This window comes from Weeksella sp. HMSC059D05, from assembly GCF_001809725.1.
Classification (GTDB): Bacteria; Bacteroidota; Bacteroidia; order Flavobacteriales; family Weeksellaceae; genus Weeksella; species Weeksella virosa.
The window spans coordinates 39,844-52,023 of record NZ_KV798544.1 but is presented as its reverse complement, the minus strand read 5'-3'; the positions used below and the strand labels follow the sequence as shown (position 1 = coordinate 52,023).

Annotated in this window: 10 protein-coding genes; 6 read left to right on the top strand and 4 right to left on the bottom strand. The window is 35.4% G+C overall.

The genetic code is table 11. The features are described from left to right. Positions 1-144: 144 nt before the first annotated feature. The 6 genes from HMPREF2660_RS06620 (at position 145) to HMPREF2660_RS06595 (ending at position 6,138) form a co-directional block, all read left to right on the top strand. Positions 145-381, top strand: a complete 237-nt coding sequence (locus HMPREF2660_RS06620; protein WP_013598952.1) for a hypothetical protein — start codon at positions 145-147, stop codon at positions 379-381. Between the two features lie 148 nt (positions 382-529). After that, on the top strand, positions 530-1,237 hold the full coding sequence (locus HMPREF2660_RS06615) for a DsbA family oxidoreductase (RefSeq protein ID WP_070486245.1): 708 nt from the start codon (positions 530-532) through the stop codon (positions 1,235-1,237). Between the two features lie 146 nt (positions 1,238-1,383). Continuing rightward, positions 1,384-3,192 carry a 3-hydroxyacyl-CoA dehydrogenase gene (locus HMPREF2660_RS11165; protein WP_013598954.1) on the top strand — a complete coding sequence of 603 codons (1,809 nt, stop codon included), beginning with the start codon at positions 1,384-1,386 and terminating at the stop codon, positions 3,190-3,192. A gap of 550 nt (positions 3,193-3,742) precedes the next feature. Then, entirely contained in the window at positions 3,743-4,474 is a 732-nt protein-coding gene (locus HMPREF2660_RS06605) for a slipin family protein (protein ID WP_013598955.1), read from the top strand. Positions 4,475-4,689: 215 nt separating this feature from the next. Continuing rightward, positions 4,690-5,346: an alpha/beta fold hydrolase gene (locus HMPREF2660_RS06600; protein WP_221403262.1), complete on the top strand. Its 657-nt coding sequence runs from the start codon at positions 4,690-4,692 to the stop codon at positions 5,344-5,346. A gap of 180 nt (positions 5,347-5,526) precedes the next feature. Further along, complete coding sequence (locus tag HMPREF2660_RS06595; protein WP_070486243.1) at positions 5,527-6,138, top strand: trimeric intracellular cation channel family protein; 612 nt, start codon at positions 5,527-5,529, stop codon at positions 6,136-6,138. 82 nt (positions 6,139-6,220) lie between these two features. Here HMPREF2660_RS06595 and dnaJ read toward each other — a convergent pair whose 3' ends face one another. The 4 genes from dnaJ to HMPREF2660_RS06575 all read right to left on the bottom strand — a co-directional run bounded on the left by dnaJ (position 6,221) and on the right by HMPREF2660_RS06575 (position 12,072). Further along, on the bottom strand, positions 6,221-7,318 hold the full coding sequence (gene dnaJ, locus HMPREF2660_RS06590; RefSeq protein ID WP_070486241.1) for a molecular chaperone DnaJ: 1,098 nt from the start codon (positions 7,316-7,318) through the stop codon (positions 6,221-6,223). A gap of 10 nt (positions 7,319-7,328) precedes the next feature. Beyond that, on the bottom strand, positions 7,329-7,874 hold the full coding sequence (locus HMPREF2660_RS06585; protein WP_070486239.1) for a nucleotide exchange factor GrpE: 546 nt from the start codon (positions 7,872-7,874) through the stop codon (positions 7,329-7,331). A gap of 120 nt (positions 7,875-7,994) precedes the next feature. Then, positions 7,995-10,424, bottom strand: coding sequence for a TonB-dependent receptor plug domain-containing protein (locus HMPREF2660_RS06580; RefSeq protein ID WP_083299084.1), 2,430 nt, complete (start codon positions 10,422-10,424; stop codon positions 7,995-7,997). Then, positions 10,372-12,072, bottom strand: a complete 1,701-nt coding sequence (locus tag HMPREF2660_RS06575; RefSeq protein ID WP_013598960.1) for a M23 family metallopeptidase — start codon at positions 12,070-12,072, stop codon at positions 10,372-10,374. The genes HMPREF2660_RS06580 and HMPREF2660_RS06575 overlap by 53 nt, the downstream gene beginning before the upstream one ends. Between the last annotated feature and the right edge of the window lie 108 nt (positions 12,073-12,180).

Below are 12,180 nucleotides of genomic sequence, written 5' to 3'. Positions count from 1 at the left end.
AGTAAGAGTTAATTACAGATAAAAAAATATTAATTTAAGTAGCAATAATAAAAAGCTTTTTCATTAAACTCTATTAAAAATAATGGTAATGGTACAGATTATGTAGAAGGCATATCAAGAATAAGTATTATAAATAGTTGCACTATGAAAATTTGGATAAGAATTATTGGGTTTGTATTTATAGCTTCAATGTTTTCGGCTTGCACCGTTCATCATCATTATGACTCGAAACCGAAAAAACACAAATCAATGCCACCGGGACAAAAGAAAAAAGTATACGGGACAAAATCTGCTAAACCTTTTGCACCTGGTCATCAAAAAAAGTACAAAGTAAAACCTCCTCATAAAAAAGTAAAACCACCTCACAAAAAACGTCCTTAAGAATCATCAAATTAATTTTGCTTAAGTTTTATTAGTAAAATATTTGTAATTCAACGAAATACGTACGTTTTTTTGAGCAAGATTTGTATTTTATTATCAGTAAATTTATAAAGTAAAAAGAATTAAAAAAATAAAGAACAAAATAGTTATGAAGATAGAAATCTGGAGCGATATCATGTGTCCATTTTGCTATATTGGCAAACGTAATTTCGAAATAGCATTAGAAAAATTCAAAGATAAAAATCACGTACAAGTCGAATGGAAAAGTTTCCAATTGGATCCCAACTTACCAGATATCGCAGCTGATTCGCAAGCCGATTATTTAGCGAAAAGAAAAGGAATGTCTATAGAACAGGTCGAGGGACTGTTGCAACATGTAACACAATCGGCAAAAGCTGTTGGCCTAGATTATCAGCTGGATAAAGCAATAATGGTAAACTCTTTCAAAGCGCATAGACTAATCCAGAAGGCCAAAGAAAAAAATATAGGAGATAAAGCAGAAGAAGTTTTTTTTCAGGCTTTTTTCATCGACTCTAAAAACATTGCTGACCTCGAGGTTCTTTCGCAATTAGGTAAAAAAATCGGATTATCGCCAACCGAAATAGATGAAGCTTTATCCGATGATCGTTTTGCCTATTTGGTGAATCAAGATATACAAGAAGCTCAGAATTTAGGTATAAACGGTGTGCCTTTCTTTGTGTTCGATCGCAAATATGGTATTTCTGGTGCTCAGCCACCGCAAGCATTTGTCCAAACACTAGAAAAAGCATTCGCCGAATGGCGAGAAAAAAACCCAGAAACCAAACTCGAGATTTCTACTGGAGAACAATGTTCTATCGATGGTAATTGTGAATAGGTTTTATACAAGAAATATCAATAAAAAAATCTTTACAGGCTTTTGTTTAATGGTTATTTAATATTTAAAACTCTTCAAATCTTATCAAAAAGTAGTAAATTGATATTGAAATTGAAAATAATAATACTAAACGTTAGAATAAAAATATGGTAGGAAATATAAAAAATGTTACCGTAGCCGGTAGTGGAGTTTTAGGTTATCAGATTGCCTTTCAGACAGCTTTTCATGGATTTCATGTTACGGTTTATGATATTAGTGAAGAAATTTTAGACAAAGCAAAAGCTAAATTCGAGGAGTTAGCCAAAAATTTTAGAGCAGATTTGCAGGCAACGGATGAGCAAATAAAAACAGCGAAAGAAAATATAGAATATTCATCCGATTTGAGGAAAGCAATAGAAAATGCCGATTTACTCATCGAATCTATACCGGAAAATATTCAGATCAAAACAGAGTTTTATCAGCAGTTGGCAAAAATTGCACCAGAGAAAACAATCTTTGTGAGTAATTCGTCTACTTTATTACCGAGCCAGTTCGCAGCATATACAGGAAGACCCGAAAAGTTTCTCAATCTCCATTTTGCTAATCGGATATGGCTTCATAATACTGCCGAAATTATGTCACATTCTACAACACAAGAAGAAGTGCGAAAAGAAATCGAGCAATTTGCAAAAAACATCGGGATGGTTCCGATTGTTGTGAGAAAAGAAGTACCAGGTTATGTTCTCAATTCAATGCTCAGTCCGTTTCTTAGTGCAGCCTTGCAGTTGTGGTTAGGCCAATTTACTACAGCAGAATATATCGATAAAGCTTGGATGAAAGGCACAGGTGCACCAACCGGTCCGATGGCTTTGTACGATATTATTGGACTTACAACGCCATACAATATATATAAATTACAGGTCGAACAAGGTAAAAAAGATGATCAAAAAGTAGTGGATATCCTCGAGAAAACATTTATCAAACCCAACAAACTAGGAGTTTCTACAGGGGAGGGGTTTTATACATATCCTAATGCTGCATGGCAACAAGAAGATTTTTTAGCTGTCCCGAAAGCCGATTTGTCTAAAATAAAAATCAAAAAAGTAGTCATCGCCGGAAGTGGAATTTTAGGTTTGCAAATTGCAGCACAAGCAGCTTTTTATGGATTCGATACCGTAATTTATGATTTGAAAGAAGAAGCACTGAAAGAAGCACAAACACGTTTCGAGCCTTTATTGTTAGAATACCAAAAATATTTGCAGGCAAACGAAAAGCAGATCGAGCAAACAAGATTAAATCTAGAGTTTAGTCATGATTTAGAAAAAGCACTACAAGACGCAGACTTATTGATAGAATCTATCCCAGAAAGTTTAGAAATCAAAGAAAGTTTTTGGATAGAAGTTTCGAAATATGCTCCTGAGAAAACCATTTTTGCAAGCAATTCATCAACCTTGTTGCCGAGTCGTATTAAAGATTTTACTGGGCGTGCCGATCGGTATATTCATTTGCATTTTGCTAATCATATTTTGGTGAGAAATATAGCAGAAATAATGGGTTCGAGCGATACAAGTCCAGAGATTTTTACCAAGATGGTAGAATTTGCCAAAGCAATCAATATGTTACCTATAGAGCTAAAAAAAGAAAGAGCAGGCTATGTCCTCAATTCACTTTTGGTTCCTCTTTTAGTTGCAGGGCTTAGTTTGTGGGCGAATGATGTAGCTGACCCAGAAACGATTGATAAAACATGGATGATTGCGACAGGTGCTCCAATTGGTCCTATGGCAATTCTGGATATCACCGGAATGAATACCAATTATAATGTTCTGAAAAATAATCCCGCCGAATTTATGCATAAGCTTGCCCATAAATTGAAAATCGAGTTTATTGACAAAGGAAATTTGGGACAACAATCGGGGAAAGGATTCTATGAGTACCCGAATCCGGCATGGCAACAAGAAAATTTTCTGAAAGCTTAAATATTAATAGATAATGCACTGGGAAGCACGTTTTCTAGTGCATTATTTTTTTGGTAAAAAAATAGAAAGCGAGCGCTATTTGTAAAACAAATTATGAAACTTCTAAAAGTTCATCACCGAAAATATATCTACCAAATCAATCGTACAATATATAGATTATACATTTTCTCTTAAAAAAACTTGTACAATTCAGTACTTAGTATTGAGAAGTATTATATTTGGTATAAAATTTGTGTTTCGAAAGAACTTTATAAGTTAGATCAAGAAAAAACAATATAAAATAACCGCCACCTGTTTCTATAAACTATAGGACCAGCAAATAAAAAACAGGGTATTGCGGAGCTTGGTTCTATGCGGGTTCGATTCCCAATTCGCGTGGTCGCAGGGCATTTTGCCATATACAACAATGTTGAATAGGGAAGAGTGGACAGTTTCGTCCATCGGGAAAAAGTTTGCAAATTGTAGGATACCGTCGGGCTTCTCGACTCAATACAATTTCCCTTGATTTCGATTTCTTCCCTTATTTATTAATTTTATAATCATAGAAAAGATGTCAATATTTAGAAAGAAATATGAAGTAAAACCAAATACAACAGGTTTTTTTTACCGTAATCATCAATACGAAAAAACGTTGCAAGCTGGGATTTACAAATTTTGGGATTTGAATAATGAAACACAAGTATATATTTTGCCCAATACTCCAAAATTATTAACAATAACCAACCAAGAAGTACTAACAAAAGATAATGTTGCTCTTCGTTTTTCTTTTTATGTTTGGTATATTGTGGAAGATGGAAAAAAATTTCTAGATAGTTTTGCACTCGATCGTCCTATGGAAGAAGTATGGTACGAAGCAGAAAATAAAATTCATAGCATAGTACAACTAGAATTGCGCAATAGAATTGCGGCCTTGGACAGTGAAAGTGTAAATGAGCAAAGGATGGAATTTTCGGATTTCAAAACGAAAGAAATAGAGGAAGAAATTGCGCAATTTGGTATAAGAATAGAAGAAGCTAATCTACGAGATATTACTTTCCCGAGAAACATTCAACAATTATTTGCCAAACATCTCGAGTCGAAAATTCGTGCAAAAGCTGATTTAGAAAATGCCCGTACAACGGTAGCAACTGCCCGTGCATTGAAGAATGCTGCTGACTTGATGAAAGATCATGAGAATATAAAATTCTTCCAACTACTAGAAACATATACCAAAATTGCCGAAAACGGGAAACATACCTTTGTACTTGGTGATTTGAAAGACTGGACAAAAAAATCGGATTAGAATTTTAATCGAGTTTTATACATTAGTGTGATAAACAAAGCAAGAATGTATCCACTTCTTAGGATGATGCATTCTTGCTTTTAGTTAACCCTAAAATATTGCCTGTAAAATGATACAACAGATCAATTTGGATAAAATCGCACAAAAAAAATAGCAACAGATCCTAATCGTTCTACAATAATTTTTCTGCACGATTCTCTAGGCTGCATTACATTATGGCGAGATTTCCAGAAAAAATCGGGAAGATGACCAACTGTAATGTTTTGATGTATGATCGTTTCGGATATGGACAATCGGCAGGATTTCTAACAGAAAAAAGAGATCAAAACTATCTGGAAAAGGAAGCAGATTTATTGATTTCGCTTCTAGATTATTGGAGGCTCGATCAGGTCTATTTATTTGGTCACAGTGATGGATCATCAATTTTACTCATCGCCGCAGGAAAATATCCAGATAGAGTAAAAGGAATTGCGGTTGTCGGTGCGCATGTTTTTGTTGAAACAATCACTATAGAAGGCATTATCAAAGCAAAAGAATCGTACAAAACGACTAGTCTAAAACAAAAATTAGAAAAATATCACGGCAATAAAACAGATGCTTTATTTAGGTCTTGGACAAAAACTAGGACCAATAAAAATTTCCAAACATGGAATATAGAAGTATTCCTGAAGAAAATTACGTGTCCAACTTTAGTCATACAAGGAGAATTAGACGAATTTGGATCCATGAAGCAGGTGAAAAAAATTGTAGAAAATGTTTCTGGTGAAAGCTCTTTTCTTATTGTTCCTAATGCAACACACACTTCTTATAAAGATAATCCAGAAATGGTGCTAGAAAAATCTGTAGAATTTTTTAATTCGATTATAAAATGAACTATTTCTGATCAGTATTTCATTTCTACAATGTAAATTACAAAATTTTTTTAAGAGAATTCCACTGCAAGATTGCTTATAAAGATTTATTTAATGATTGGATAGAAAAATATATAAGGAATGAAGATGAATTAATAATTTTGTAGATCAATTTATCAAGCAAAAACAAAATGAAGTGCAATGGGAATTCAGTACTATTTTGAGATTTTTGGTATATTTTTTTACGGAATTTCAGGTGCTTTAGCAGCCGATGAAAAGTCTGGTAAAGATTGGTTCGGAGTAACTTTTACAGCTTTTGTTACAGCCATCGGAGGCGGAACAATTCGAGATGTATTGTTGGGATCATTCCCAATTTCTTGGATAAAAGACGTCAATATGCTCTACGCAGTTATGCTTGGTATTATCATGGCTGCACTTTTCTATAAATTCTTTTTGAAGTTACGCAAAACTTTCATGTTGTTTGATACTTTGGGAATAGCATTGTTTACGATCGTTGGTGTAGAGAAGGCACTGAACTTGGGTGTAAGTCCAATTGTAGCAATCATTATGGGTATGTTTACCGCAATAATGGGAGGTGTAATTAGAGATATGATGATCAATGAAATACCGGTTGTTTTCCGGAAAGAGATTTACGCTTCTGCTTGTTTAATGGGAGCAATTATTTATGTGATTTTAGAATTTTTTGATATTAGTAGGAATATTACCTTCTTTGTTTCAGGTGGAGTAATTGTAGTAATAAGAATGTTGGCAGTACAATACAATTTAACTGTGCCAAAATTTACAAGTCATTAAAACCTTATCATCCAGAAGAAAACTAAAGAGAAATATAGTGTATAAAAAAATCCACTCCCTTGGGAGTGGATTTTTTTTATATTTAATTAAACATTTCTTTCACACGATCGAAAAACGATTTATTTTGTTTCTCAGGGTCAGGAGAAAAATGCTTATCATCTCGCATTTTATCGAAAAATTGTTCTTGCTCTTTGGTTATTTTTTCGGGTGTCCAAAGATTTACATGTACGAATAGATCGCCTTTTCCGTAACCGTTGACATCAGGTAAACCTTGCCCTTTTAAGCGTAGAACTTTTCCAGATTGTGTACCTTTATCAATTTTTATTTTCACTTTTCCGTTTACTGTAGGCACTTCTTTAGATCCACCTAAAATAGCATCTGGTATAGAAATATACAAATCATAATGTAAATTATTACCATCTCTTTTTAATTTATCATGTTCGATTTCTTCGATCACAACAATCAAATCACCAGGGATTCCATCAAAAGGAGCGTCATTACCTTTCCCTCTTACTTGTAGCTGAATCCCATCACGAGCACCAGCAGGGATTTTTATGTCTAATGTTTCTTCTACCTTTATCAAACCTTGATTATTGGCTCCAGGTGGAATATGGTCTGCAACTTTTCCTATTCCTTGACATGTGTTGCAAGTTGTTGCGGTTTGCATTTGCCCCAGAAACGTATTGGTTACCCGTACCTGTTGTCCTGTTCCGTTACACGTCGGACAAGTTTTAGAAGTGGCTCCTTCGGCTTGCTTGAGTCGTTTTACTTTAATTTTTTTATCAACCCCATTAGCCATTTCTTCTAGATTGATTTTCACTCGGATGCGTAAATCTGTACCACGTACTCTTCGCGGTCCTCTAGATTGCCCACCAAATCCGCCAAAAATATCACCGAAATGTGCGAATATATCTTCCATGTTCATCCCACCACTTCCACCAAATCCGCCAGCACCACTCATGCCAGCATGCCCAAATTGGTCGTAGCGAGAACGTTTACTATCGTCACTCAACACTTCATATGCTTCTGCGGCTTCCTTAAATTTTTCTTCTGCTTCTTGGTCTCCAGGGTTTTTATCGGGATGATATCGGATGGCTAACTTTCGGTATGCCTTTTTGATGGTATCTAACGTGGCTGTTTTATCAACGCCTAATACTTCGTAATAATCTCTCTTACTCATTTCTTTTCTATTACATTCCTACAACAACTTTCGGGTATCGAATAACAACATCACTCAGCATATAGCCAGTTTCGATGATATCGACAATCTTACCTTTCATTTCTTCTGATGCTGCTGGGATTTGAGTAACCGCCTCGTGAATATCGGTGCTGAAATTGTCTCCAACGTTCACTTCCATTGGCTTTAAACCTTTTTTACGGAGGATGTCTATAATTTTGAGGTGTATAAGTTCAACTCCTTTAAAGGTTGCTTCATCAGCCGTTTCTTCAATAGTAGGTAAAGCCCGCTGAAAATCATCCAAAACGGGTAATAATGCCAAAATGACTTCTTTATTGGCGGTTTTGTAGATTTCTATGCGTTCTTTGTTTGTGCGTTTCTTGTAGTTGTCAAACTCTGCAAATAATCGGAGATATTGGTCTTTTTCTTTTTGTAAAAGTTCATTGAAATGCTCTTCTGAAGATGTATTTTGTTTGGATGATTGTTCGGTTTGGCTATCTTGATTTTGATCTAAGATTTCTTCTTTTTCAAATTCTTGAGGGTTTGTATGCTCTGACATGTTTATTTTATTTTATGTGTTTGTAAAAATTTCAAATAGTCTGCCATTTCGATTTTCGTGACGATTTGTCATAAAACAAAACATCCTTCCGTAGAAGGATGTCATATTTGCGGGGAGTCGTTAAAATTTTATATTCATTTTAGCATTGAAAAAGCGTCCTGTTAATCGATTCGGAACCGAATAAACGTTTGTCGAATGAACGTCGCGTATCCAACTGTTACTTATTTCATTTCGGATATCGAAAATATTAAATACATCTAATCCTACCGAAACCTCTTTGAAATTTTGCCAGAAACTACTTCTTGGTAGTAGGTCTTTTTGGTTGATGAATTCTTTTACAAAACCAATATCTACCCTTTTATAATCATTGAGAGTTTCTTGATATTTGTACGGGTCTGAAAACTGTGGTGCACTCATTGGTAAACCAGCAGCATATACAAAATTTACGTTGACTTTGAATGAGGTGAGAATAGGCATATAGTCTTGGAAGAATGCTGAAGCCTTGAATCTAGGATCGGTTGGCAATGGAATATCACCACGATTGTCGATGTTTTGATAAGCTCTTGCATAGGAAACCGAAAACCACGAATCTACACCTGGTACAAATTCACCGAACAAACGAGCGTCTATACCATAAGCATAACCTTCTGAATTGTTATTGGCTTGGTAACGAATGCGAACATTGTCTACGAAGTATGGATTAAGGTCATTGAAAAGTTTATAATATACCTCTGTGGTTAGTTTGAACGGACGGTCCATCATCTTAAATTCATAGTCATTGCCTAAGATAAAATGAATTGATTGTTGAGATTTTACTTCATCATTCAACGTACCATCTAAACGACGAACTTCTCTGTAGAATGGCGGTTGATAGTAAATACCAGTTGCAAAACGGAAAAGCATATCGGTATCCCAATCTGGTTTTACAGCAATTTGTGCACGCGGACTGATGTTGAGTTCCTCATTATAATCCCAGTATGTAGCACGAACACCTGCATTGATCATTACTTTGGCATTGCTCCAATTGAATTTTGTGGCATATTGGGCATAACCAGAAAAACGATTTGTTTTGAGGTGATTTTTAGCTTTCACACTATAGTTTAGTTCTAAATTATTGGGTTGATTGGGAACAGAATATCCAACCGAATCTAAAACTTGCCATTCGCCTAATAGGTCTCGAATATCTTCTTGTTGATATTTCACACCCCATTCTATGGTATTATTTGGCGTTAATTTGTATTTTCCTTTGTGTTGCATTCCTGCTACAACTACATCAAAATTATTACGTGCATGATCTATCTGCGAGCCAACATCATAGGTTTGCGTCGGATTTCCGTCCGTGTCAACTTCAGAAATAAGATAAGCGCCTTGTATATCAAAGTATTCTTGTTCTTTCGAGTGGTAAGCAAATAAATCTACGGCTAAATCGAGTTTCTCATTTGCTTTGTAATTGAATTGTAAATTTCCGGTCTCTGTTTGGAATTTATCGTCTTCTTTTCCGTTATAGTGAATAGTGAGAAGGAGGGGATTCTCAAAACCGCCGAAATACGTATTTCGTGTATTAGGTTTCATTTCGTACCGAGATTTAGAAAATGTCCCTAAAAAATTTATATTCCACTTTTTGTTTAGTTGATAATTTATAAAAGATTGAATGTCATAGTATTGAGGGGTAAAATCTGTGTCGCCATCTAGGGTATTAAGGATGAGGTTTCTGTTTTGATAACGTCCACCTACAATTGCCGAAAGCTTTCTATCGCGAGTACCATGCCCAAGCGTTAAGCTTCCGCCCATCATGCTTGCCTCGAATTGGCCCTCGAATTGGGTGGGTTGTTTATAGATGATATCTAAAACAGATGACATTTTGTCTCCATATTTGGCTTCCCAACCACCTGCAGAGAAGTTGATATTTTGGGTCATGTTCGGGTTTACAAAACCTAGTCCTTCTTGTTCTCCAGAACGGATAAGTTGTGGGCGGTAAACTTCCATTCCGTTTACATAGACTAGATTTTCGTCATAATTTCCTCCACGTACCATATACTGTGAACTCAATTCTGTGTTAGAGCTTACATAGGGTAAGGTTTTTAGAATATCGGTTACTCCGCCTGTGAGGCTTGGACCTTCGGTCATTTGTTTTGCACTTAAGGCTACACTTTGCAAAGGCGTTGTTCTGCGTTGAAAGGTAATTTCTGCACCTTGTAATTCGATCCTCGATTTCGGGTCTTCAACCAATTTTACAAAAATTTCTTTGGTAAGATGATCACCTAATTTCAGGGTTTGTTTATACGGCAAACGACCGTCTGCGGTCACCGTGAAAACGACATCGGTATTGGACGGAATTTCGATAAGAAAGTTTCCGTCCATATCCGAATACACTTCCTGATCGCCAACCATGATCGCAACATCTTCTAAAGGTAAATGATTTTCATCGACTATTTTTCCTTTGATGTTAGCTGTTTGCGAAAACAGAGTGCTCGATATAAGAAAAACTCCTAAAGTGCTAAGAGCTCTTAGAGAAGTTAGCTGAGTAAGTTGCAATATTGTTTTTTTCATCCTGCACGGTTAATTCTATATTATGAGTGCCAATAGACACATTTTCTTTATTTAAATCTATACTGAGTAAATCATTTTTTTTATCGTAAACGGCTAAAATCCATTTTCCATCTACATAGGCTTTATATTCTTTTATCCCCGATTGATTATCTTTTATCCTAAATTTTATAAGGTAATTCGAGTTGCTAAATGTACTACCTTCTTTTATATTTAGTGGTGTAATGGTTGGTTTTGTAAGATCCAATTCTACCGAAAAATTACCAAAATCTCTTGGTTCGGCAATTAGATGTCCATTTTTCAGTTCTGTAGTGAGGTATTCTTTTCGCCAACTACCTCTTCTCATATATTGGCGTACGATAACTGCCTTGTCTAATTGTGCCACAGAAATAGATTCGGGTGGTCTCATTTTCATTGTATAACGCGTATGCAGAGGCGTATAATAGTCACCAACAAAATGCTTATCGTTTTCTTTTCGGTAGGATAACTGAAAATCGCTATAGAAAACACCTTGAGGAAAAAACAAGGCCATATCTTCTGTTACCAGTTCGTTTTCTTGATTCCAAAACATTGTTTCACCTTCTTTGTTTGGCTTTTCTTCCTCGAAAAGCGCTTTACCATTTACCCTGAAAGACTTACTAGTCTGATTCCCTGCATAATCCGAAACCACTATTCTTATAGTATAAAGTTTGTCTTCTAGGGTCAAGGTTCCGTATTCTTTCACATTAGAAAATAGCCGTAAGGGATTTCCTTTTTCTATCGCTGATTGATATACCCAACTATTATTCTTTTGTATATCCTCGTAATCGCATACCGAGTTTATAGCTCTCGTTTCATCAAAAGCTAAACGTTCTGCCGTGAAACCATAAATTTGCTCATTATCTACAAAAATCGATATCTGATATGTGCCGTTATTATTATGTGCTCCATTGTGTCGGTCATACGTTTTTACACCAAAACCTATTTTTCCTGTTGCATTTACAGTAGAGCCTGCTGACACCATAACTCTTGATTTTTTACCGTTTACACTACCGTTTAGGGGGTAAACATACATAGCAGAAAGTTGCGGTTTTTGTGTGTCGGGAACATCGAAACCGAAAAAAAATGGATTGATAGGTTCTTCTGTTTTTGTATCCCGAATCTCGAAGTGTAAATGTGGTCCACCAGAACCTCCAGTGTTGCCACTCAAAGCAATTAAATCTCCTTGTTTTACTACAAGTTCATTAGGGTTTGGATAAATTTCTACAGCAAATTTTTCTTGTTGATATTGATGTTTCCTAACAAATTCATCAATATGAGAATGAAAACTTTGCAAGTGAGCATATACGGTTGTGTATCCGTTCGGATGATCGATATACAGAGCGTTACCATAGCCTGTTGGTGAAACATTTATTCTCGATATGTATCCATCTCCGACAGCCAAAACTTTCAGGCCTTCTCGTTGTTGCGTTTTAATATCTAAGCCAGAATGAAAGTGGTTTGTACGTAATTCTCCAAAGTTTCCAGAAAGGTAATTGGTAATGGTTAATGGATTGATAAAATCACCCTTAGGATAAGAGTCAGAAGGTGGAAAAGCTTCTTTTTGTCCGAAAACAAAACCCAAACCCAAAAGAGTTGTCAACACAAATACTTTTCTGTAATTTAGTTTCATAAGATGTTTGTCTAAATTGTTAGTCGGATAGCAAATATAAAAATATTGTTAAAACATTCGATTATTTCAGGTATAAACCTAAAGAAAATATAGCTGGTGATGGATAGT